Source organism: Proteiniphilum sp. UBA1028, from assembly GCF_002316955.1.
In the GTDB taxonomy this organism is placed as follows: domain Bacteria; phylum Bacteroidota; class Bacteroidia; order Bacteroidales; family Dysgonomonadaceae; genus Proteiniphilum.
The window spans coordinates 1-23,565 of sequence record NZ_DCEN01000030.1 but is presented as its reverse complement, the minus strand read 5'-3'; the positions used below and the strand labels follow the sequence as shown (position 1 = coordinate 23,565).

The following is a 23,565-nucleotide window of genomic DNA, read 5'->3' as shown; positions in this document are numbered from 1 at the left end:
ACCGAAAAAATCACCGAAAAAATGAACGAAACAAGATACGAAACAAAAATACTGGGCTTGCCTTTTCCCAAACCAGATATTTACGGCTCCCTTTCAATGCCGGTATATCACGCGCTGGCGTATGAATTTGCGACTGCCGAAGAGATGGAGGCGGCATTTTGCGGACGCACTGCAGAGCATACCTATTCGCGGGTGACAAACCCCACTGTACAGTATTTCGAAGAAAGGGTGAAAGCCGCGACAAGCGCCTATGGCGTAACGGCACTGAACTCGGGCATGGCAGCCATCAGCAACACTTTTTTTACGCTTGCAGGGACAGGTAGCAACGTGGTCACATCGCGCTATCTGTTTGGAAACACTTACTCTTTTTTCGTGAATACCCTGAGCGCTTTTGGCGTGGAGGTGCGTTTTTGTGACCTAACCAATCCGGAGGATATTGCTGCCTGCATAGATGCGAACACCTGTGCCGTCTATCTGGAGGTAATCACAAACCCTCAGATGGAGGTTGCCGATTTGAAAATAGTGGCTGACGTGGCTCACGAAAGAAATGTCCCCCTTATTGCCGATACCACCCTCATCCCATTCACTTGTTTTCGTTCTGCCGACTTCGGGGTGGATATTGATGTGATATCGAGTACCAAATATATTTCGGGAGGAGGTAGCAGCCTGGGTGGGTTGATCATTGATCACGGGCTTTTCGACTGGTCTCATTCGCCTAATCTAAAGCCGTTTTCTGATGTCTCTGCGTCGGCTTTCCACTTCAGGCTTCGCAAGGAGATACACCGCAACCTGGGAGCTTATATGACACCCGAAGTGGCTTATATGCAGTTGCTGGGCCTGGAAACCCTGCAGGTGCGTTACGAAAGGCAGGCGGGTAATTGCAGGGAACTGGCCAAAAGATTGCAGCCGCTGCCCGAAGTGCAGTCAGTTAATTACACCGGATTGCCCGGGAACCCTTTTTATGCGGTGAGCAGACGTCAGTTTGGCGACCTCCCCGGGGCTATGCTGACCTTCGACCTGGAATCGAAAGAACAATGTTATACCTTCCTGAACCGGCTGAAACTGATCCGCCGTGCGACCAACCTCTTTGAAAACCGTTCACTCATCATCCACCCGGCAAGCACCATCTATGGCACCTTTACGCCTGAACAACGTGCAGACATGGGCATAAAAGAAACCACACTCCGCCTGTCCGTGGGACTGGAGAGTGTGGACGATTTGCTGGGGGATATCCGGCAGGCACTTGTTTTGTGACTGGCTACTCTGCGAGAAGTGAATTGACCAGATCGTTAAACTCTTCGATAAATTCCTCGTAAAAAAGACCGGTGGCCGGACCGTTGAAACCGGTATGTACTTTGCGTACTTTTCCTTCCTTGTCAATAAAGATGGTGGTGGGATAGCTGGAGAAATTTTCCAGTTCCGGCAGTGCGCCGGCTACATTTTCCTTGCCCACCGCTCCACCAAAAAGGATGGGATAACCTGTGTTGTACCGTTCCTTGAGCTGGCTGATAGCTCTCTTCGCATAAGCTTCGTCGTTTTTCCGCTCAAAGGCGATGCCGATGACTTCTACACCGCGGCTTTTGTTGGCTTCGTACCAGGGAGCCAGGAAGGCCATCTCATCGAGGCAATTGGGGCACCAGCTTCCCAGGATGGACACGATCACCACTTTACCCCGGTATCTTTCATCCCGGAGTGAACCCTTGTTCCCTTCCAGATCGGGCAGCGAAAAGCTGAGCGTTTCATAACCCGGCTTGAGGCCGGCAAGGGAGTAGGCGTCGGCCAGTACGGCGCCATCGTTCTTCGTGCCCACCAGTTGTGTTGTGCCGCGGGTGGTATAAAAATTGCCCTCAAACCGGATGTCGTCCGTAAAGGTAAGATCGATAAAATATGGACTCAGTCCCCCGAAGGCCGAGAGTTGTACCCCATCATCGGTATAGGAGCCCTCCAGGAACCGGAGGTCACCCGAGTTGGTCAGGATGGAGCCGGTTACGACTTTACGGTCGGTTTTGAAGATACCTACGTTGCGGGTGGTATCTCCCTTTTCGCTCAGGAAAAGGACATCCCACTTGCCGTCGATCCTGTGGGGGGTGGGCTTTGCAACAGCTTTAAAACGTTCTGCCACACCGTACACTGCGGTGAAAGGAACACCGGAATCGCCGTCAATGTAATTCCTGATGAAGTTACCATCAATCCGGGTGTTGTTGACAAACCCTTTGATTACAGCATCATAAGCGACGATGGGAATAACGAGCGTGTCGCCGTGAAACGTTACTCCGGGCAGCTTCACGCGTTCTTCCCCATTGATAAGGGTGACAGTAGCCAAGCCGGCCTCCTTCTTCACGTCAAACAGGAAAGGGGCTTTCCTGTCGCCCGACACTGCGAGTTCGCCGCGCCAGATGCCTTCGCAAAGTTCATTTTTCTTTTGGCAGGAACTGAAACCTGCAAGGAGCAGCAGAAGAAATAAAAGCTGATATTTTATCATTTGGAGGATATGAGAAATGCAAGTTTCGTATGTCTATATTGAAATGAATATGGCTGAAAAAGAGATCTAATGGGTTGTCAAAGAGGGTACTCGTCGAAAGCATACAATACCGTGGAGAGGTATCGCTCTCCGGTGTCGGGCAGGATTACCACAATGTTTTTACCCTCATTCTCCGGTTCTTTTGACAGTTGCAGTGCAGCGTATACTGCGGCACCCGACGAAATTCCGACAAGGAGTCCTTCGGCCTTTGCCAGATTTCTGCTGGTACGTATGGCGTCGTCGTTGCTTACGGGTATGACGCGGTCCACGACCGTTCCATCATAGGTTCCCGGTACAAAACCGGCACCAATACCCTGAATCTTGTGGGGACCGGGTTGTCCTCCCGAAAGAACGGGGGAGTCGGCGGGTTCCACGGCTACCACTTTTACATGTGAGTTTAGCTCTTTTAGCCTTTTCCCGGCGCCACTCACAGTGCCTCCCGTGCCAACGCCGCTGACAAAAATATCCACCTTGCCGTCTGTGTCGCGCCATACCTCTTCGCCGGTCGTTCTGTAGTGGATCTGAGGGTTGGACTGGTTTTCAAATTGTTGCAGAATGACGGCGTTGGGTATTTCTGACTGTAACTCTTTTGCCCTGGCGATGGCGCCTTTCATGCCGTCGGTGCCGGCGGTCAACACTAACTCTGCACCGAGTGCTTTCAACAGGTTTCTTCTTTCCAGGCTCATGGTCTCGGGCATGGTCAGAATCAACCGGTACTTCTTGATGGAAGATACAAAGGCAAGGCCTATACCGGTATTGCCACTGGTGGGTTCAATGATGACCGAGCCGGGCTTAAGAAGACCGTTCTTCTCGGCATCCTCAACCATGGCCAGTGCGATACGGTCTTTTACACTTCCCAGCGGATTAAAACTTTCCAGTTTCGCGATCAGATTTGCTTTGGCACCCTCGGACTTTCCAAAGTGATTCAACTTCAATAAGGGCGTGTTGCCCACCAGTTCCGTAAGATTTTCTGCAATTTTTGTCATAATGTGATATTTATAAATGTTTCAGACAAAGGTAAAGGTTGTTTTGAAAGTATGAAATAGCATAATTGTGCTATTTTTTCGGCCATGACTTCGATAAATCATTAAATTTGTACTTGCATAACGAGAAAAGGGAGTGATTAATCATTTTATATTAGCAGATAATCAGGATGTGACACGTGCCGGGTTGAGGTCGATTCTGAAAGAGGCCGATGCGCAGGTGTCGGTGACGGAGGTGGCAACCTATCATCAACTGATCCGGGAGCTACGGGTTCATCCGCTGTCGGTGGTGGTGGTCGATTACTCTTTGTTCGATTTTTCGTCCGCCAATCATATGCTGAACATCAAAAGCGGTGCAAAGCAATCGGCCTGGCTCCTTTTCCCGGATGAGCCCGACGAACATTTCCTGCGACGCCTGCTGACTGCGGACTCAACCATTGGGGTGGTGATGAAGCATCATGCCAAAACAGAGGTGCTGGAAGCACTGCGATGCGCTTCTGCCGGTCGGGTATACTGGTGTGACTTTGCCGCGTCGGTCATGAAAACCGGTGTGCCTGCCCAGAAAATACCAGATTCGCTCACCATCTCAGAAAAAAAGATTCTCTACGAGATTGCACTGGGAAAGACCACCAAGGAGATTGCGTTGGAGAAAAATCTCAGCTTCCATACTGTCAATGCACATCGGCGTAATATCTACCGAAAACTGGGAGTCAATAGTGTCAACGAAGCTACCCGGTATGCCTTGCAGGCCGGGTTGATCGACTTAATGGAATATTATATCTGATTAGATTCTTTCAATTATTTTCCAGATAGCTTCTACCCAGGCTTCGCTATCGTTCAGAGAGGGAATGAAGGTGAATTTTTCTCCGCCTGCCTCCATGAATAGATTCCTCGCTTCGATATCGATGTCGTATAACGTTTCCAGGTTATCCACCGGAAAGCCCGGGGCAATCACAGCTACTTTCTTCCATCCCAGCTTGGGCAGATCGGCGACGTCTCTGTTCAGGAAGGGTTTTAACCAGTTGTTTCCTCTTTGCGATGCATAAAAAAGCAATGTGCGATGCGGGTCGAATCCGGTCTTTTCGCAAAACAGGCGGTTTGTCTCTTTCAACTGATAGACGTAATCATACTCTTTGCCCTTTTTCCAGGCTGCTTCCACCTGCGACACCGGCAGGCTGTGGTAACTGAAAATAAGCCGGTCAATATCATCCAGATAGGGATGTGCGCAGGCTGCCAGCGCATTGATAAAGGCGGGGTGATTGTAGTAGGACTCCACAAACTTCAAACGAAAGGAGTGGGGATGGCGAAAAAAAATACGCCCGATCTCATCGACGGTAGTTTGTGTGGTGGACTGGGCGAAGTGCGGATACAACGGAAAGACTATAACTTCGTGTAAAAGAGGGCACTTTTGTTCGAGCCTTTTGAAGGCACCCGGTATGTCGGGTGTCCCATATCGCATGGCAATCTCCACGGGGAGCCCTTTTTTTGTTTCGAGCTCTTCCGAGAGTCTCTGCATATAATATAGCAACGGTGCTGTCTTAGGCTCTTCCCTGCGCCATATTTGGCTGTACTTTTCCTGTGATCGTGATGCCGATAAGGGCGCAATGATGTTGGTGGAGACTAACTTTGACAGCCATTGGGGTCGCCCCATCACCAGCGGATCCGAGAGCATGTCGCCGATGAATCTCTTCACTTCGGCCTTGTCCTTGTGCGCTGGCGTACCAATATTGATCAATAATATGCCTCTCATTTTCTAGTTTTCAGCTTTCAGTTCCTGGATATCTTTCTCCGGTTACTCACCCACAAATGTCTCCAGAAGTTTGCACGATTCGTCCGGAATGATTGTTACCGATTTGGTGTCTGCCGGAATAAGCATCGATTCACCCTGACCAAGGAATTCAGAATTGCCTTTGTCGTCTTTGATGGTACAATGTCCGGCCATGCAGATGTAAATCACAAATGAATCGAGATTCGCATACTGTCGGGTCATTGGAATATCCGCTTCAAGCAACCGGGTGGTGAAATAGGGACAGGAAACCAGGTCGACAGGTTGGTTTGTATTCTTCTCGTAATTTGTTTTGTATGAGTCGCTTATTTTGTAGTCAATCGCATCTTTTGCAAGCTCGGTATGGAGTTCGCGGGAGTTGCCATTGGCATCCTTGCGGTTGTAGTCGTATATGCGATAGGTGATGTCGGATGTTTGTTGAATCTCCGCAATGAAGCATCCCGCACCGATGGCATGCACCCTACCTGCCGGCAGGAAGAAGACGTCTCCCTCCTGTACTTCGTATTTTTTGAGGCTGTTGGTAAAGGTATTGTCCTGCACCGTTTCCACATAGGTTTCCGGAGTGATGTTTTTTTCGAAACCGGAATAAAGAAATGCTCCCGGCGCTGCTTTAATGACGTACCACATTTCGGTCTTCCCGAAAGATCCGTGCCGTTCTCCGGCCAGCGTATCATCGGGATGAACCTGAATGGACAGGTTGTCTCTTGCGTCAATAAACTTGATGAGCAACGGAAAGGTGTTGCCGTACTTTTCATACACCTTCCTGCCAACCAGCTTATCTTTCTCGCGGATGAGCAGTTCCCCGAGCGTTGTTCCGGCGAAAGGCCCGTTGGCAACGACCGACAGGTTGTTTTTGACTCCTGATATTTCCCAGCTCTCGCCAATGCCTTCCTGCACGGGACTAATTTGTTTGAAGAGGCTTATTTCCGACCCGCCCCAGATTACAGACTTCAGGATGGGGTGAAATTTAAGCGGATAAAGAGGGTATGTTTGCTCTTGCGTGTTGTAGGTCATAGTTCAAACGTAGCTTGCTGATCGAATATTTTTATTTTTCATAACGATGGCCGTGCGTGCGGGGAGGTATAGTCTCAACCACCCTTTGTCGTGCGGTGCATAAAGAGGGTCATACTGGGTGAAGTGATGGAGGGTGTCGTCGTTCAGTCCAAAGCCTCCGAACTTCGGGTTGTCTGTGTCGAGTATAATTTCATATTCGCCCTGTGGCACCAGGATGCCGTAATCGCAATAGGACCGCTGCGGATGAAAGTTGTATACAAACAACAGTTCGTTGCGCATGTAAGCCAGAATATTGTCGTCGTCTTTATCCCAGATCTTTATCAGGGAAGTGGACTGAAAATCGGGTACGGACCTGATCAGGCCAATCATCGCCTTATCGAAATCGCCCAGGTAGTGATATTTTAAATTGGGATCATCGGCCAGGTGCCACTGCCGTCGGGCATAGAGGTATGACCAGTTGTTTCCTTCGCGCGGGAAATCGACCCACTCGGGGTGCCCGAACTCATTTCCCATGAAGTTCAGGTAGCCGCCATTCATGGTGGTGGCCGTTACCAGGCGAATCATCTTGTGTAGTGCGAGGCCGCGATCCACGGTAAGGGAACTGTTCATCAGTTTCGACATGAACCAATACATATCGGCATCAATCAGCCGGAAGATAATGGTTTTATCGCCCACCAAAGCCTGATCGTGGCTCTCAGCATAGGAGATGGTCTTTTCGTCGGCACGCCGGTTGGTGGTTTCCCACCAGATCGCACTCGGATGCCACTCTTCATCTTTTTTTTCCTTGATGGTTTTGATCCAAAAGTCGGGGATATTCATCGCCATGCGATAGTCGAACCCATACCCGCCCTCCTCCGGCTTCATGGCTAGTCCCGGCATACCGCTTACTTCCTCGGCAATGGTGATGGCATGCGGATTTACTTCGTGGATGAGCTTGTTAGCAAGGGTCAGGTAGCAGATGGCATCGCCGTCCTGCCCGGCATTATAATAGTCGCTGTAGTTGCTGAACGACTCTTCCAGGCCGTGGCTCAGGTAGATCATCGACGTGACGCCATCGAAACGAAAGCCGTCGAATTTAAATTCCTCGAGCCAGTATTTGCAATTTGAAAGGAGGAAATGAAGTACTTCATTTTTGCCATAGTCGAAACAGAGCGAATCCCATGCCTGGTGATTTCGCCGTTCCGGGTTGCTGTGAAAATAGAGATCGTAGGAGCCATCCATTCTGGCAATCCCCTCTGTTTCGTTCTTCACAGCATGGGAATGTACAATATCCATGATCACGGCAATGCCCATTTCGTGTGCTTTGTCTATCAGTTCACGCAGCTCTTCGGGTGTACCGCATCTTGAAGAGGGGGCAAAAAAGCTGGAGACATGGTATCCAAACGATCCGTAATAGGGATGCTCCTGGATGGCCATAATCTGAATGGCATTGTACCCATTTTCTTTCACACGGGGGAGGATGTTTTGCCGGAACTCATTGTAGGTGCCGACTCTTTCTTCTTCGGTGGACATGCCCACGTGCGCCTCATAGATGAGGAGGGGAGAAGTGTCGGGTCTGAAGCGGGCTGTTTTGAACCGATACTTGTTTTCCGGCTCCCATACTTGCGCACTGAATATATAGGTGTCCTTGTCTTGCACCACCCGGTTGCACCATGCAGGAATACGTTCTCCAAAACCACCTTCCCAGCAGACATGAAGCTTGTAAAGATCTTCGTGACGAATGCAGTCAGCCGGGAACTTCCCTTCCCAAATGCCATTCTCCATCTTTTTCAACCGAAATGATTCGAGTCTTTGCCATTGATTGAAGGTACCCACCAGAAATATCCCGGTAGCACGGGGTGCCCATTCGCGAAATACCCATCCCTCGTCGGTCTTGTGAAGACCGAAATAAAGGTATCCGGTCGCGAAATCGGAAAGCGAGATCTTTCCACCCTGGGTAAGATCTGCTAACCTTTTCTCGTAGTAGGCGTGCCGACCTTCAATTGCTTTTGCATGAGGTTCGAGCCACGGGTCGTTTTTGATGATATCAAGCATTGCGACAGCATAAACAGGTTTAAAGCACCGCTATCTTCAGAATGATTTTTTTTGTCGGCCCTTCTCCAATCAGAGGAGCATGTCCGTCTTCGGGTGAGAAGATCACAAACTCTCCCGGCAAGACCGTCACCAGCGCGGATGGTTTGTCGGAAAAGAATTCAATGTCGTTGGCTTCGTCGTACCCCGACTCGGAGGAGGTGAGGGTAGAGAGCGACTTCCAGCCAAATGTTTCCTCTTTTGCAATCGGTATCTGAATATCGATAAATTTTTTGTGTGTTTCCAGCCGGGCGTCTTCAGGCTTCTTCAGTACCGTTTCCACAATGGAAGCCCTGAGCTGCTTGCCTTCAATTTCAACCGATCCGGTTTCTACTGTTTCCAGGTTGAGCTGCCGGATGTATTCAAATGCTTTTTCGAAAAGCGGATGCAGGCTGAAATAATTGGCTGCATTTGCGAGATTGTCTACAATCATATAGTGATATTTTTATTTGTTTTGAAACAGGACAAAGATAACGAAAATATGGATTTCAGAAAAAATAAATAACCCGCCCGAAACAGAATCTGTGTCGGACGGGTAGAAAATGAAAAAAGAGAACTGAATGTTTATTTTTTAAAGGGATCGAGTGCCTGCGTGGGGGTCCCATCCACAAAGCAACCTTTGTTGTAGCCCCCGTTATAGCCCGGGGGTGCCTGTGGTTCCCAATAAAAGATACCCAGCAGATTGCTGTTGGTCATCCCGTAGTCGAGAAGCCTTTTCAGGAAGGCTCTACATATTTCGGCCTGGTCGTACGGCATGCCCACCTCGCAGATCATCACCGGCTTGCCATAGGCCTGCACCACTGCCTCGATGTTGGCGATGCAGTTCGTTACGGTCGACTGCCAGCTTTCGACCTCGGGATAGAGCGACATGCCAATCATGTCGTATCGGGCATTCTGGGCTTTCAGATAACCAAAGATGCGGGTGTAGAGATCAGCCCGTTGCCCGCTGTCAAGGTGTACCACCACGCTGCAGTCGGGAAAGATGGCCTTCACGGCATCATAGCCCGAATTGACCAGTGTGGCAAAGTTGGAGCCATTCTCAAAATGACCCAGGGGGAGCAGCATGCCATTGCGTGTTTCATTGCCGATCTGTACCCACTCCGGTTCAATGCCATTCTCTTTCAGTCGGGTAAGCATTTCGGTGACGTGCCCGGCCACAGCCTCCCTGAGTTGGGCTATGTTGTAATCAGCCCAGGCAGCGGGCGGTATTTGTGCGCCGGGGTCGGCCCATGTATCGCTGCAATGGAAGTCAATCATTAGCCGCAGTCCCAGCTTGTGTGCTCTGCGGGCTTTGACGACGACATCGTGGATGTTATTCCATCCCTCTGCAGGGTTTACCCATACCCGCAGGCGGATGGCGTTCATGCCACTCTCCTGTTTGAGCAATGTCATCAGTTCGGTCTCCTGATGAAGGGAGTTGTAAAACTTGATTCCCTCCTTCTCCATTTGTGTCACCCAGCTCACATCGGCTCCTTTGGCAAAGGCGCTTCGGTCGGGTGGTACTACCGGCTCGGGAAAGGGATTGGTGAGGGGGCTCTCTTGCATGCAGGAGGACACCATCATCACCAGAGCGATCAGAAGTGGAATCGGTTTGATTGTTATTTTGAGCATGTCATATTTTTTTATTTCAGGGTGATAATCTGTTTGCAGACGTCCACCGTGAGGGTGTAAGTGCCGGCCGATAGGGACGCATCATTCGTGAGATTTCCTCCGTAGAGGATCAGCTCGCCATTGCTTCCGCCGAATTTTAAATCCCAGTTTTCGTTGAGGATGATCTGGAAGCCCCAGGGTGACGGGCCGGCAATGGTCACCTGCGCGCTGTAGACCCCCACCGTTTCTGTGGGGGTCATGGTGTGAAGTGTCCAGTCGTCGTCGAGCCCGGAGTAAGAAACGGAAGAGATCGGTGTGAGCTTGTAGGTCAGAGCCTTCTTATACATTTCGATAAGGTAGAGACCCGCTTGGGGGGCGGTGATATTTACTCCTCCGCCAAAAAGCAGTGAGCCTGCCAGGGCTGTGCCTCCCTCAGCCATGCCGTAGGCGTCGCTCCAGTTGTCTTTCTCATTGTAGAATTTGTATCCCCATAGGGAATTTACATTGCAGCCACCGCCGTATCCCAGTGCATCTTCATTGAAGAGACGCAGATAGTTGTCAAAGGTCCAGCTGCCGGAGGTGCCGTCATCCACGCCGGAGAGATAGAGCAACGGTGGAATCTCGATCGGTGTGGAAGAGCCTTCGGTGACGGTGAGGAGCCACTGCTGCGGATTGCTCAGGTCGAGGATCAGTGTAACGGATCCCGTGCCGCTTACGGGCACTGTGATGGGCGTGGCGTTGTTGCCGAAGGTGAGCTTCTCTGGTGTGCCGCTGAAGCCAATGGGTGTATCCGTGGCAGCGGCATCGTCGGTGCCGGTAGTCAGGTTATACTGTTTACCCGTGCCGGAGATGGTGACGTTGATGGTGCCGGTAGCCGTGTTGTTGAAGGCGTAGCTCCAGCGGTTTGCGGTCCGGTCGAATGTCATCTCGCCGTTCACATCTCCCGCGACGGTGAGTGTGGGTATATGCAGGGCACTCCACTCCCTGGCAGTGGTGTTGAGAATGGTGTAGTAGGAGCCTGCCTGTCCCGGAAACCAGAAGTTCCAGTGGCTGGTTTCTTTCGATGCCATAAAGGCAGTGCCGTCCACACCGTCGTTGCCCCAGACCGATCCTTCGCCTTCACGCAAGTACCAGTTGTACCAGGCAGTAACACCCAGGAACCCTTCATAGATGCCGTTGGAGGTGGCTGAATAAAGTGTTCTGCCGGTCTCACCCATGGCGCTGTCGAGAATATATCCGACAGACATGTCGATGAGGTAGGGAGTGACACTCATGGTGATCACATTGCTGTAAGCGGGAGGCATGTTGTTGCCTAGCTCGCTCCGGATGCGGATGTAGAGGGGATAAGATACGCCACCTTCCATGCCCAGCCTGCTCAGTTGTGCATTGAGCTCATAGTGGGTGTACTGATGCTGGAAGATGCCATCTTCGGCCCGTTGTTCCACGGCATTCGAAAAATCGGCATTGGCAGCTAGCTGTATGGTGTTGGCGATGGCATTTTCAGGAGCCAGCACACCGGGATTGCTCAGGCTGATCTCCCCATTGTCGGTCCAGTAGATCGTTAGCGCCAGGTCGTCGGCTGCATCGTAGTTGAGCACAATATCTTCTGTGGAACCCTGCAGCGTCACCACACCGCCACCCGTAGTGGTCAGGAAATCGCCATCCTTCTCGCAGGAGGAGATCACCACGAAAATGCTCACCAGCAGAATATATATTGATTGTTTCATTTTCATTGATCTCAAGTTTAATAGTTTGCATTCTGTAAGTTGGGGTTGGCCGAAAGTTCGGTGGCGGGAATGGGGTAGATGTTGTATTTGTTGTCCACGGCACGTCCCTCCTTCACGCCTCCTTTCCACTGCCAGATACGTCCCGATCCGGTGAAGCGGCCATAACGGATCAGATCGGTGCGGCGTGTACATTCCCACAGCAGCTCGCGGCCCCGTTCATCGAGGATCCAGTCGAGGGTCAGCTTCGTGGAACTGATGTTGCCGCTCTGGTCGCCACAAGCCCGCTCATTGATCTCGTTTACCAGCGTCAAGGCTTCAGCGGGGGTGGCCCCCTGGCCACCACGGAGCACCGATTCGGCAAGCATCAGGTAGATGTCGGCCAGGCGAAACACAGGAAAGTCGGTGTTCACTCCCACTGCCTGCGTGTTGGAGGCGGCGGCGCCCGCATCTGTGAGGTTGCTCCATTTCATGGAGTAATAGCCGTTGCTTGCATCGCTGAGGCCACCATCGATGTACTGTGTTTGTCCTTCCGAGTAAAAGCGGCGTCTTGTGTCGGTTGATGATGCATCGTCGAAGAGGGCCACATATTCACCTCGTACCCGGAAGTTGCCCCAGGCACCGGTGACACCCACTTCGGCTTCAGCGTTGCCGGTAGCTCCGCCACAGACGATGTTGGTGGTGGCGCCCCAGGTAACGGTATGTTCGCTGTCTACGACGAACGAGAAGATGATCTCGTTGGTTCGAAGATGGTTCTCGGCATTGAACAACCTGGCCCAGTCGCTCTCGAGCGAATAACGATTGCTGTTGATGATCTTCTTTGCGTAGTTGATGCAGTCGGTATAGCGCGGTGTTCCCGTGTATACTTCGGCATTGAGATAGAGGCGCGTCAGCAGGGCTTGCACCGCTCCCCGTGTTGCACGGCCATATTCTGTCGTTTCGGACATTTCCTCCTCGATGTCGCGCAGCTCATCTTCCACATAGTCGAAGAGCATTGTACGGGAGTAGGCTTCGGGCTTGTAATTGCTGAGAGGGGTGGTTTCATCCACGAAAGGCCCCTGACCGAAAAGGTCGATGATATAGCTGTAGGCGAGGGCTCTCAGAAAGCGGGCCTCGGCACGCATGGCGCGGATATCGCTTTGTTCGGTTTCTGTGAAACGACCGATAGCTCCGTCCATCGCGTTACGGATAAACTCGTTGCAAATGGTGATGGTATAATAAATACGATAATAAGAGTCGGACACCCACACGTCGTTTTCATCCCACGAGATGAAGGAGATATCCCAAAGGTCGTCGCCCTCATTCCAGGTATAGGCGATCTCATCGGTGCCAGCCTCCTGCAGGTAGAAATAACTACGGAAAAGGTCGAAGTTGGTAGCCAGATCCACATTGCCGCCACCCAGCTCCTGACCTGCAATCACGAAGGAGGCGTACAGCTTGGCCAGCACATTTTTGTAATTGGCTGCCTGACTATATACTCCTTCGGCATCGGTTTCGATTACGGGGCGTTGGTTCAGGTCGTCGCTGCAGCTGTTGGCGAGCATGAGTGATCCTGCCAACAAGAAGATATAAGTTAGAATTTTTTTCATTTTCCTTGATTTTTTCAAAGGTTTAGAATTCAAGTCCCAACGTCAGGGAGTAGATGCGAGGACGGGGATATACGGAGGAGTCGACACCCGAGTTGTTCTCCGGATCCACGCCAATGTAGCGGGTGATGGTGAAAACATTCTGCACCATGGCCGAGAGGTTCATCGAGAGCAGGTTGTTGATCCTGCCAAAGTTGTATCCTATCTGCAGGTTATCCATCCGCAGAAAGGAGGCATTCTCCACGTAGTGGTCGCTCAGCTGCTGGCGATTCACAAAACCTGTCTCCAGGTAGCTGCGATGCAGGTTGTTGAGCTCGTAGTTGTTGTACGAGATCGTTCCAAAAGCGCCGGTGTCCATGGCGACATTGTTGTAGATGTAGTTACCTACGTTGGCGCGGAGGCTGGTACTGAAATAGAACTTTTTCCATTGTAGCATCGTGCTGAAACCGAAGATCCAGTCGGGGAAGATGGAGTGATAATGGTAGAGGTCGTTGGAGTTGACCGTGCCATTGCCGTCGAGGTCGGCATATAGCCCTTCGATGGGTTTCCCCGTTGCCTCATCGTAGATCTGTTTATAAACGTAGAAGCTGTAGGGGGCATATCCTTCGGTAAAGACCTGTATCTGTTGTCCGCCGACGCCTACGGTGGGTCCTACCAGTGTATTGGGGGATTCAGCTCCTTCCACCAGGGTGAGGTTGGTGATGCTGTTATGCTGGTAGGTGGCATTGGCGCTGAGTGACCAGTTCCAGTCGCGCGTCTCCAGGGGAATCACATTGAGTGCGATCTCCACGCCGTTGCTTTTCATGTTTCCCACATTGGTGAGCATGGTCTTGTCGAAGTTCACACCGGCAGGAATGGGTACCGTGGCAAGGAGGTCTTTGGTTTTGCGGTCGTAATAATCGATGCTGCCGCCGATGCGGTTCTCGAGAAAACCGAAGTCGAGTCCCACATTGCGGGAAGTGGTGGTCTCCCACTTCAGGTCGGGGTTGTATCCCTCGGGGCGGTAGGTAGAGACAGGCTGGCCGCCGAACATGTAGTCGGCACCGGGCTGACTGATGGTATAGACGGGAATGTAGCCGTAGTTGGCAATGCCGTCCTGCTGACCGGTTACGCCGTAGCTGACCCGGATCTTCAGGTCGCTTACCACATTGTGCAGGTTGTCGAACCAGGTCTCGTTGCTGAGGCGCCATGCCAGTGCCACCGAGGGGAAGGTACCCCAGCGTGTGTCATTGGCAAAACGGGAAGATCCGTCGCGCCGGAGGGTGGCAGTGAGCAAGTACTTGTCGGCAATGCTGTAGTTCAGTCGCCCATAGTAGGAGAGCAGGGCATGACGCTGGTCGGTGGCCGCGGAGGTGTTCTGCACTTCACCCCGTGTGTTGAGTTGTTCAAAGGCGGCCGTGGTGCTTTTCCAGAACTGGTAATCGTGGCCGGTGGTGAGGTCGAGGGTGCTGCTTATCTCATCGAACGTTTTGTTGTAGTTCGCATAGAGGGTGAAGAGGCGGTTGTGATTTTTCTGCGGCCCATAGGCATAGTCATAGCCTGAGATGTTGTAGTTGTTATAGGCTTCAGCGGGTACAAAGACAGTACCCCTGCCTTCGGCGTAGTCGTAACCTCCCGTGAGGTGCAGGCGCAGTGCGGGCAACATGTGGAGGCGGTAGTCTGCATCGAAATTGCCGATGAGGCGGTATGCTTTGCCGTGGTCACTTCGCTGCAGCACCCTCCCCAGTGGGTTGGGTTGAGCACCGGTAACGCGGTTCCCATTGATGTCGGTCACCTCGGTATACCCGCCGAAGATGCTGTTCTCATCATATATGGCCCAGGTGGGGTTGTAGACGCTGGCCCCACGAATGGCACCCGTATCGCCCCAGTGGGTATCGTTCCAGGTGCTTTTGCCGTTGAGGTTGAGACGGAGATGGTCGTCGAAGAAGGAAGGGGTGAGGCTGATGTTACCGGAGAAGCGACGCAAATCATCCTCTTTCAGGATGCCTTCCTGGTAGAAGACGCCAGTCGAGATCCGAAAGGGAAACCATCCCAGTCGGCCTGAGAGAGCCAGGTTGTTATCGGTGCCATAGCCGGTGCGAAACACCTGGTCGTTCCAATCAGTATGTGCCGTCCCGAGCAGTGCTTGCTGTGCCGGACTCCCTTGGCCGGTGATGACGCCGACAAATTCATCGCGCGACAGCATATCGGCATTGCGGGTACGTAGCTGTTGAGAGTGGGTGGTCTGGAATGAGACTTTTACACCTTTGTCTCCCCCCTTCCTGGTGGTGATGAGGATCACGCCGTTAGAGGCTCTGCTGCCGTAAATGGCGGTGGAGGAGGCATCCTTGAGTACTGTCATCGACTCGATGTCGTTGGGGTTGAGCAAACTGAGGAAGTTTCCACTGCCACTCACCGAGCCGCCTACCTCCATGGGTACGCCATCGAGGACGATCAGCGGATCGTTGGAAGCATTCAGCGAGGCACCGCCGCGTATACGGATGGTGCTTCCCGCCGAGGGGCTGCCACCGCTATTGATAATCTGTACCCCGGCAATTTTTCCATTGACAAGTTGTTCGGCCGAGCCGATCATTCCCCGGTTAAAATCTTTCTCGCTGACGGTGGATATAGAGCCGGTGAGATCGGTCCTCTTTTGTGTGCCATAGCCAATCACCACAAGCTCCTCCATCAGGTTGATGTCGGGAGTCATCTGCAGGGTGATTCTGTTGCCGGTGATGGGTAGGGTGGTGCGTTGGTATCCGATATAGGAAAACTCCATTTCGGTGGCTCCGGAAGGAACACGCAGCGTAAAGAGCCCATCGATATCGGTGGCGGTACCTGTGGTGCTGCCTGTGACCGTGACGGTGACGCCGACCATCGGGTCGTTGTGTTCATCGACCACAATCCCTGTGATGGTACGTGTGTCTGCCTGGCTGTACGCAAATAGCGGGATTGCCATTGTCATAGCCGCAATCAGTAATTTTCGGAATAAAGAATTCATTTCTTTTTGCATTTTTGCTATTTTAGGTTAATGTGATGGGTAGCTGAAATCTGTTATTGAAGCCATATCCCTTTAATGTCGAGTATCACCGGCCGGTTGTCACTTGGTATGGTGATTTGCACAAACTCAATCTCTTCAGCCTTCAGCGGGAGAGTGATGCTGCTTTCAAACCGGCGTGACAGGAAATCGGGGTAGGGTGCCGGCACGATGAAGGTGGGCGACTGTTTCAGCGCTGTCAGTGGCAGTTGGATCATTCGCGCAGGGGTCATCCTTGTGCTGTAGGTGATGCCATGGGCAGAGATGAGAGCGACTTCCAGTTCATTCAGGCCTGCATATTCACCGAGCGTGATCACCAGCAACTGTTTTTGTGCGCTGTAGGGATGTGTTTTCACTGCATCGCCTACCCAGCGTTTGATTACCGCCATGGGAGCGTTGCTGGCGGGCCATCCTTCCGAAGGGATGTAACGGAGCCGGTAATAGTTGTTGTCTACCGGAGCCCGGTGGATATATTGCAGCTGCACCCGCTGTCCGCCCGGAATGGAAGCCACCTCGGTGCCGTCGGGTGCGGTGCCGGGTTCCATCAGCACAATGGGATCGTGTTGATCCACCAGATTTGTGGTATAATATTGTGTAGAGTTGAAATCCCACGAAAGGGGTGTTCCCGCTTTCTGCTGCGGAAAGGTAATGCTGCCCTGGGGGATAAAAGCCACAATATTGTAGCTCAAGGCATCCTTTGTATCATCGTTATCGATGGTCACTTCGTACTGGTAACCGCTGGTGTGGCGCATCTTGTAGAGTTTATTCCGATCATTCCAGAAAGAGACTTCGCGGGGGTATACCACCAGTGAGTCGGGCAGTATCTTGCTGAAGACTGTTGCGCGAAGGGTGAGTGAATCTCCTTTAGCAATGCTCTTCGCAGGTTCGTGCAGAATTTCAAAAACAGCTTTTGTCTCTGCCGGAGCCACAAAGGAAGGGTCAGCGGCAACGCTGCTCTCCGGGTTTCGTGACAGGATATAGGTACCCGGGTAGGCCGTCATTACTCCGTCGACTGCTTTTCCCTTGCGGTGATTATCCTTGTTGATGCCGCTGTAGCTGAACGTCTCTCCCAATGAGGGCAGCGCTATGCTCATGGGATGTTCGCGATAGAGAATGGCTCCCACCTCCCGCTGCAGAGTAGGTTTTTGAAAGGGATCTTCGGTCAGCAGCAGGTCTGGCATCACTTCCAGGCGCCAGCTGTCCTCGCTCAGCCGGTCGAGAAAATAGGCCCCTGTGCCCGGATAACGGATAAGGGGGCTGTTACCCCAGCCTGCAATCTGCTGTAGCTTATCCGGGTCGACCGGGCGAGTGGTGGTGTGGTTGCTATACAGGAATTTCTTGCAGCTGTTCTTCTCGCTCAGATCATGTTGGTAACTTACCCTGAAATCTTGAAAGAGGGTGTCCTGCGGATAAACGCCAAAGTCGGCACCCCGGGGAACGGACCGGGCCACCTCGCCGGCAATCATCAGGGAGAGCGCCTTTTGCGGTGTATAGGCCAGATTGAGAAAGTGTGTCTGGTATTCGGTGTTGAAGCGGGCCATGTCGATGGGGTCGTAGGAGAACTGGGTGATCCACTGAAAACCCTCTTTGCGGAATGTCCTCACCATTGCCGGATGCAGGCAGGCATAGAGGTTATCAGCCGGGTCGTACTCGTAGACGATTCGGGCAAGCTTATTGTAATTTTTGTTGTTCCTGAACGGAATCCGGTAGTTGTCTACAAGTGGCAGGAAGTTGCCTTTGCGGTTGTAGCCGGCGACGAGCCCTACCGGATACCACTGGTAGGTGCCTCCCTGAATATCCGCATTGAGAAAGCCCTGCACGATATGCTGGTTGTGGCTCATATTATAGAACAACGGCTTTTGCCAGCCTCCTTCTTTTGCGGATGCCACCATCCTGTTGATGTAACTGGTGGCTGCTGCGGCATCGCCGGAGTGACAGGGCTCGTTGTTGATCTCGATGGCGATGATGGCGGGATCGGACGCGTAACGCTTGCCGGTGTAGGGGTTCAGATGGGTGGCAAACTGATAGATGTATCGCTCCTGTATGTTGATGGCCTCTTCAGTATCGTGAATGCGGCATTTCTCGTAGTTGTAGGCGAAAGCGCCCGTGTCGGTGTTGCGCTCGGGGTACCCGTTGCCGAAGTTGGTCTGGGTGGTCAGCAACACATCGATACCCTGCTTCTCCAGTGCTGCAATGAGGTAGTCGAGCAGATCGAGGTGTTCATTTTGAAGTAGGTTCCCCTCGGCATCGCTGATCTCCACATCCCATACATGAACCCGGAAGGCATTGAAGCCGAGCCGGCTCATGTGGTACACATCGCGATCGATGGCCGATTTCCGGTCCACACCCAGATAGCCCAATGCTCGGTAGGCATGTGCGAATGGCACCGTATAGTTCACACCAAAATAGGAGACCTCCTTACCTGTTCGCACGTCGCGCATGACGCCATGATTGTCTACATATATTTTTCCCTTGTCTGCTTTGTTGACGGCGACGGTGTTCAGGGAGATGGCCATCAGCAGAATGAGTATAAGAGTCCGATTTACCATGGTTGTTTCGATTTGATACAAATATAGGAACTTTCAAATTATGAGAAGATTACAAATCGGACAAAACTGGTTATGGATTGGACATGTCCGATTTTTAACATTCAGGGCGTTCCAGAAAGCTGCGGGGAGTGCAGCCAAATTGCGTGGCAAAACATTTTGAAAAGTATCCGGGTGAGCTGAAGCCGACCATGTACATTACTTCCGAGACGGTAAATTTTTTTTGCTCCAGTAGCTGTGCTGCCTTCCGGAGGCGGATCTGCCGGATGAACTCCACGGGTGTGATTCCAAGGTATTGTTTGATTTTACGATAGAGCTGCTTTGTGGAGATGCCTGTTTTTTCACAGACGAAGTTAACATTGAGATCGGGATTGGCCATATTGGTCTCCACCACCTGTGCCACTTCCGCCAACATTTTCTCGTCTACCGATAATAACTCCAGTGGTTTTGATGTAGATATGGTATTGATACTAACCATATTGCGAATAGTCTCTCTGGCAGCTTCCAGCTGCTCCTCCTTTTCGGCTCTTTCCTTCCTGAGTCGCTTCTGTACGCGGCTATAGTGTGAAACACCCAGGATGAGGGCGACGATCAGGATGAGGTAGGTTGTCCAGGCCCACCCGGTGTTGAACCAGGGTTGAGCCATATTGATATCGAACGAGAAGAGTTCTGTAGCGATGTTGACCGGCCTGATCTGTAAAGTGTATTTACCCGGTTTAAGATTGGATATGGTGATGAGGTTTTGGTTTTCGGGGAGGATGCTCCATTGTGGCTGCATCCCTGTGAGGCGATATTCATAGCGAGGCTTGCTGTGCAGTGCGTAGTTCAGGTCGGAAAACTGAATGGTAATACGTTTCTGGGTATGGTTGAGATATAATTTGTCGAGCAGTCGTGGTGTGGTACCTGAGCGGTAAGGGTTGTCATTCACACTGATTGAAGTAATACAGAGGGGCCTTGCTTCCCTTGTTTCGTACGCAAGCGAGGGCGTTACCCTGATAATTTCATCTACGCTGCCCAGGATTACTTTGTCCTCATGATGATCGTGGTAGATGGCTGTGAATATTCGGTTGGGTAGTGGCAGCATGCGCTGTGTTGCATTGTCAGTATTCACGAGCCATACTTCCTGCGAGGTGGCTACCCACAGGTTGGATTCCACCAGTTCAATGTCTTTGATATTTTCGTTGCCTTTTTCAGAGAAAGATAGTTTTTTGACCACCTTCCCCGCTTTGTCGAGCAGTGCAACGCCTCCCTGAAATCCACACCAGAGGCGGTCCTGGGTATCTGTGATCAGAAACATCGGAAGCATACCCAGTTGCTGTCGCAGGTCGTACATTTGGATTTTATCGGTTTTATTTTCAATTTTGAGCAGGTGGCCATCTTTGTAAAACAGGATCCATTTATCCTCATTTGCATCTATGATAATCTGGTTGATCAGGTTGTTGGGAAAACCGTTGGTGGAATTATAGGCTTTGTCGGCTATAATTTCTTTGTTTGGGACGAGAATCCGTTCATTCTGGATGACATGGACCCCTCCCAGGTAACTCCCTATCCAGAGGTTATGGTTTGCATCTTCAAGTATTTTGTATGCCCAGTTTGCATTGAATTGTCCGTTTTCGTCAATGATCCGGAATGTGACAAACTGCTCCCGATCATAGTCATACCGGTTAATGCTTCCGTCTGTCGCCACCCAGAGATTTTCTTTGCTGTCTTCATATATATCGCGGATACGGTTGTGGGAGATTGTGTTCTCTTTGTCTCCCATCATGTACCAGCGGGAATGACCATCGCGGTAGCGTATAATACCGTTGGAGCCCCCCAGCCAGAGGTTGCTGCGTGAGTCGCGGAATATGGTAAAAAAACGGTTTCCGTCGCCACGTCCAGTTAGGTGTCCGATGGGAATAATTTCCATTGCCTGGTTATCGATAGCCAGTGATACATCATATTCGGTACCGGCCCAGATGTTGTTGTCCTTGTCAACCAACACGCTCCAGATAACATCGTTGCTGAGCGACTTGGGGTGTCGTGAGTCGTGGTTGTATCGACTGGTGATTCCATCACTATGGATATAGAGACCGTTATCGGTACCTACGATGATATCATCCTGATCGTTGATGGCAAGCGATTTCACTGAGTTTCCCGCCAATGCCGGAACTTCTTCTACTTGCTTGTTTTTCACATGATACCGGTAAAGAGCGCCTTCAACACCGATCCAAATATTTTCTCCACTTTTGTCTTCAACCAATGAGTTCACAAAGATATTGCTTCTGCCAGAGATATGGGGCAATGGAATTTGTTCTATTCTGCCTGTTCGCTTGGATCGGAGACACAATCCGTTGTAGGTGCCTATATATAAGTCATCATGTGTGGTCTGCATCAATGCATAGATCGCCTGGTGTGGTATACCGTCGGCGATCTGTAACATCGTGTTGGATGTCAGGTCATAGCAGTAAAGCCCATTGAGGGTCCCGATCCATAATTTATGGTCATCGATCGCCAGTGTTCGCACTTCGAGAGGAAAGATAGGATTGAAAGGAAGGTACTCGTCTTTCTCAATGTCATATATAAGTACTCCCAGTTCAGAACCCAGATAGAGTTTTTCTCCGATCTCCATGCCGCAATATATGTGTGAATTAGAAACGTCGCCCGTCTGAAAATGGGGATGACAACTATATCCGTCGAAGTCGTACAGCCCCTGGCTGGTACCGAACCAGATGAGCCCCTGTGAGTCCTGTATCAGAGAGAAAACCGTGTTTGCATCGTCGAAAAGTGAAATCCGCTCCCACTCTCTCTCCTGACTCATGGTATTTATTGCAGAGGCCAATATCAGCAGGGAGACAAAATATCTCGCTTTGTGATGATTTTTCATTGTACGCTTCTTTCCTTTGATGTATGGTAAAACGATAAAGTACAAAAATAGAAAAAATAATATATCTTTGTGGTCTTGAGTATAATTATAGAAACGGCACAATGAAACGGGTACACTATATGTTGTTAATGGCTATTTCCCTTACCGGAAGTTTGGTGGCACAAAATGGGGGAACGGCCTGTAGTTTGGGATTTACCTTCGAAATAAGCGACGATAAAAGCTGGGGGTACAAAGAACCGGTTGTGGTAGACATTACACCCGGATCACCGGCTGAGCGGGCTGGCTTGAAGCTGAACGACATCATTCTCTCGGTGAATGGAAACGGAACTTATCTGAAATCATACCAGACGATCAGGTCGTGGTTCGACCTGCAAGGCAATGACATGACCATTGGCATACGCAATTTTGAACATTCATTTAAAGAGGTCACCATCGCCAAGGATTGCCGGCACAGCACAGCCATCACCGAGGCGCAACTGGCGCCGGTCTTTGCTTTTTACAGCCTGGAAGATGTTCAGGACAGACGTTTTCTGATGCCGGTGAAGACCAAAAAAAACGAGGAGGCACTTTTTCACAATTACCGGACATTTGGATTTGCTCCCTCCGACGAAGCCACACGGGCGCTTGATGAACGGATCAATGCCATATTTATAAGGTCGCTCGGCAAAATGGGGCTGCAGTATAGCTCCGATGATCCAGATTTCATTATTCAGACTTACTACAGTTATCAGACTAATCCTTTGTTTAAGGCAGATTCCCACACATACGGAAGTTACCAGCCTGTCTGGCGATTTGATACCCGCAATAACCGGACGGTAAAAGTGCCTCTTTACAATCCTTCCGAAGCAGTTCGGGTAGACGATATAGCCTATAACCTTGAATTTGGTTACCGGTTTTTCGACCGGAAGTTTATGGAACCCGGTGAGATGACCCTTATCTGGGAAAGTGAAGTGAAAGAACGACTGAACAACCATTACAACCTTGCCGACTATCTGGAGATGAACCTGCCGCTTATGTTGCTGAAGTTTCCCTACATGGGAAATGCGTCATTTGCTACCTATCGGGTGAAATACCTAAAATATAATTATACCGGCATCGGGTACAATATGAATGATCTGAAAACCGTGGTTGCCGTGGACCCCGGTTCACCAGCTGCTCAGGCAGGCATAAAGCCCGGCGACGTGGTGACAAATATCCAGGGACAGGGTTTCAACCATACTTCTCAGTCGCTGACAGAAGGCTATCGCCGTTTTATTGCCGAAACAATGAAGTTGCGGGATAAAAATACGCGTTATACCGATTCGAACGGTTTCAAGGAATGTATGTTCTGGGATGTGGCAAACTACCACGCGATTGCAGAAGCTCTCTCCGATAACCGGAGGTACAAGGCGGCATTCTCCTACCTCTTTAATTTCAATCAGTATATTGACTGGAACACCCCCCTCACCATTAATATAGAAATAGAAAGAGGGGGCGAAATGTTGAGTTTTGCCGTCACGCCGAAGAGGGCTACAAGTTCTCACATTCTTGTCGATTAACAAGGCTGTGTTTATGAGCCTCTTGCTGTCCACGACTCAAAAACAGCAGAAAAAAACAAAAAAAATAGGAAAAATATTTGCATCGTATTCTTTAATTTTACTACCTTTGTAACCCTTTCCGGAAAAAAGGATTTGTCATAGAGTTGATGAAAGAGTTTTAAAGCTCACTTTTACATTGGAAAGGAAAAAGAGAAAAACTTTTTTTCAAAATAGTTTTGGTATTAAGAAAATAGTTTCTATCTTTGCACCCGCTTTTGGAAGGAACCCCCTCGGGGATTTGGGAAAGCGACACGAGATCTTTGGAAGACTTACATATACGTTTAAA

At 50.7% G+C, this 23,565-nt stretch carries 15 protein-coding genes; 3 read left to right on the top strand and 12 right to left on the bottom strand.

Annotated features, from left to right (window positions below):
* The first annotated feature begins 21 nt into the window (after nt 1-21).
* Nucleotides 22-1,254: a PLP-dependent transferase gene (locus B3Z75_RS03955; RefSeq protein WP_294068020.1), complete on the top strand. Its 1,233-nt coding sequence runs from the start codon at nt 22-24 to the stop codon at nt 1,252-1,254.
* 4 nt (nt 1,255-1,258) lie between these two features.
* Here B3Z75_RS03955 and B3Z75_RS03950 read toward each other — a convergent pair whose 3' ends face one another.
* Together B3Z75_RS03950 and cysK are read right to left on the bottom strand one after the other, a co-directional pair.
* Nucleotides 1,259-2,482: a TlpA disulfide reductase family protein gene (locus tag B3Z75_RS03950; protein ID WP_294067986.1), complete on the bottom strand. Its 1,224-nt coding sequence runs from the start codon at nt 2,480-2,482 to the stop codon at nt 1,259-1,261.
* A 77-nt stretch (nt 2,483-2,559) separates the two neighbouring features.
* On the bottom strand, nt 2,560-3,507 hold the full coding sequence (cysK, locus tag B3Z75_RS03945; protein WP_294067984.1) for a cysteine synthase A: 948 nt from the start codon (nt 3,505-3,507) through the stop codon (nt 2,560-2,562).
* Between the two features lie 133 nt (nt 3,508-3,640).
* Between cysK and B3Z75_RS03940 the strand changes: the two genes are divergently transcribed.
* Nucleotides 3,641-4,288, top strand: coding sequence for a response regulator transcription factor (locus B3Z75_RS03940; RefSeq protein WP_294067982.1), 648 nt, complete (start codon nt 3,641-3,643; stop codon nt 4,286-4,288).
* Here the strand turns inward: B3Z75_RS03940 and hemH are convergent, their stop codons facing one another.
* The 10 genes from hemH to B3Z75_RS03890 all read right to left on the bottom strand — a co-directional run bounded on the left by hemH (nt 4,289) and on the right by B3Z75_RS03890 (nt 21,702).
* Nucleotides 4,289-5,254, bottom strand: coding sequence for a ferrochelatase (hemH, locus tag B3Z75_RS03935; RefSeq protein WP_294067980.1), 966 nt, complete (start codon nt 5,252-5,254; stop codon nt 4,289-4,291).
* A gap of 42 nt (nt 5,255-5,296) precedes the next feature.
* Nucleotides 5,297-6,304 carry a type I phosphomannose isomerase catalytic subunit gene (locus B3Z75_RS03930; protein WP_294067978.1) on the bottom strand — a complete coding sequence of 336 codons (1,008 nt, stop codon included), beginning with the start codon at nt 6,302-6,304 and terminating at the stop codon, nt 5,297-5,299.
* A gap of 3 nt (nt 6,305-6,307) precedes the next feature.
* Nucleotides 6,308-8,338 (bottom strand): alpha amylase C-terminal domain-containing protein, encoded by a 2,031-nt coding sequence (locus B3Z75_RS03925; protein ID WP_294067976.1) that lies wholly within the window; start codon nt 8,336-8,338, stop codon nt 6,308-6,310.
* 19 nt (nt 8,339-8,357) lie between these two features.
* Nucleotides 8,358-8,807 carry a YhcH/YjgK/YiaL family protein gene (locus B3Z75_RS03920; RefSeq protein ID WP_294067974.1) on the bottom strand — a complete coding sequence of 150 codons (450 nt, stop codon included), beginning with the start codon at nt 8,805-8,807 and terminating at the stop codon, nt 8,358-8,360.
* Between the two features lie 131 nt (nt 8,808-8,938).
* Nucleotides 8,939-9,985 (bottom strand): glycoside hydrolase family 53 protein, encoded by a 1,047-nt coding sequence (locus B3Z75_RS03915; RefSeq protein ID WP_294067971.1) that lies wholly within the window; start codon nt 9,983-9,985, stop codon nt 8,939-8,941.
* A gap of 11 nt (nt 9,986-9,996) precedes the next feature.
* Entirely contained in the window at nt 9,997-11,691 is a 1,695-nt protein-coding gene (locus B3Z75_RS03910) for a DUF5114 domain-containing protein (RefSeq protein ID WP_294067969.1), read from the bottom strand.
* Between the two features lie 17 nt (nt 11,692-11,708).
* Nucleotides 11,709-13,277 (bottom strand): RagB/SusD family nutrient uptake outer membrane protein, encoded by a 1,569-nt coding sequence (locus tag B3Z75_RS03905; RefSeq protein WP_294067967.1) that lies wholly within the window; start codon nt 13,275-13,277, stop codon nt 11,709-11,711.
* 22 nt (nt 13,278-13,299) lie between these two features.
* Nucleotides 13,300-16,254, bottom strand: a complete 2,955-nt coding sequence (locus tag B3Z75_RS03900; protein ID WP_294067965.1) for a SusC/RagA family TonB-linked outer membrane protein — start codon at nt 16,252-16,254, stop codon at nt 13,300-13,302.
* 53 nt (nt 16,255-16,307) lie between these two features.
* Complete coding sequence (locus B3Z75_RS03895; RefSeq protein WP_294067963.1) at nt 16,308-18,839, bottom strand: beta-galactosidase; 2,532 nt, start codon at nt 18,837-18,839, stop codon at nt 16,308-16,310.
* Nucleotides 18,840-18,933: 94 nt separating this feature from the next.
* A complete protein-coding gene (locus tag B3Z75_RS03890; protein ID WP_294067961.1) occupies nt 18,934-21,702 on the bottom strand; it encodes a two-component regulator propeller domain-containing protein in 2,769 nt (922 codons plus the stop codon).
* 101 nt (nt 21,703-21,803) lie between these two features.
* On the opposite strand from B3Z75_RS03890, the gene B3Z75_RS03885 reads away from it, so the two are divergent.
* Nucleotides 21,804-23,240 carry a PDZ domain-containing protein gene (locus B3Z75_RS03885; RefSeq protein WP_294067959.1) on the top strand — a complete coding sequence of 479 codons (1,437 nt, stop codon included), beginning with the start codon at nt 21,804-21,806 and terminating at the stop codon, nt 23,238-23,240.
* Nucleotides 23,241-23,565 lie beyond the last annotated feature (325 nt).

Bases quoted from the DNA above. Each gene is read 5' to 3' on its own strand.
- B3Z75_RS03955 (WP_294068020.1), top strand. From the start codon at position 22: ATGAACGAAACAAGATACGAAACAAAAATACTGGGCTTGCCTTTTCCC.
- B3Z75_RS03950 (WP_294067986.1), bottom strand. From the start codon at position 2,482: ATGATAAAATATCAGCTTTTATTTCTTCTGCTGCTCCTTGCAGGTTTC.
- cysK (WP_294067984.1), bottom strand. From the start codon at position 3,507: ATGACAAAAATTGCAGAAAATCTTACGGAACTGGTGGGCAACACGCCC.
- hemH (WP_294067980.1), bottom strand. From the start codon at position 5,254: ATGAGAGGCATATTATTGATCAATATTGGTACGCCAGCGCACAAGGAC.
- B3Z75_RS03930 (WP_294067978.1), bottom strand. From the start codon at position 6,304: ATGACCTACAACACGCAAGAGCAAACATACCCTCTTTATCCGCTTAAA.
- B3Z75_RS03925 (WP_294067976.1), bottom strand. From the start codon at position 8,338: ATGCTTGATATCATCAAAAACGACCCGTGGCTCGAACCTCATGCAAAA.
- B3Z75_RS03920 (WP_294067974.1), bottom strand. From the start codon at position 8,807: ATGATTGTAGACAATCTCGCAAATGCAGCCAATTATTTCAGCCTGCAT.
- B3Z75_RS03915 (WP_294067971.1), bottom strand. From the start codon at position 9,985: ATGCTCAAAATAACAATCAAACCGATTCCACTTCTGATCGCTCTGGTG.
- B3Z75_RS03910 (WP_294067969.1), bottom strand. From the start codon at position 11,691: ATGAAACAATCAATATATATTCTGCTGGTGAGCATTTTCGTGGTGATC.
- B3Z75_RS03905 (WP_294067967.1), bottom strand. From the start codon at position 13,277: ATGAAAAAAATTCTAACTTATATCTTCTTGTTGGCAGGATCACTCATG.
- B3Z75_RS03900 (WP_294067965.1), bottom strand. From the start codon at position 16,254: ATGAATTCTTTATTCCGAAAATTACTGATTGCGGCTATGACAATGGCA.
- B3Z75_RS03895 (WP_294067963.1), bottom strand. From the start codon at position 18,839: ATGGTAAATCGGACTCTTATACTCATTCTGCTGATGGCCATCTCCCTG.
- B3Z75_RS03890 (WP_294067961.1), bottom strand. From the start codon at position 21,702: ATGAAAAATCATCACAAAGCGAGATATTTTGTCTCCCTGCTGATATTG.
- B3Z75_RS03885 (WP_294067959.1), top strand. From the start codon at position 21,804: ATGAAACGGGTACACTATATGTTGTTAATGGCTATTTCCCTTACCGGA.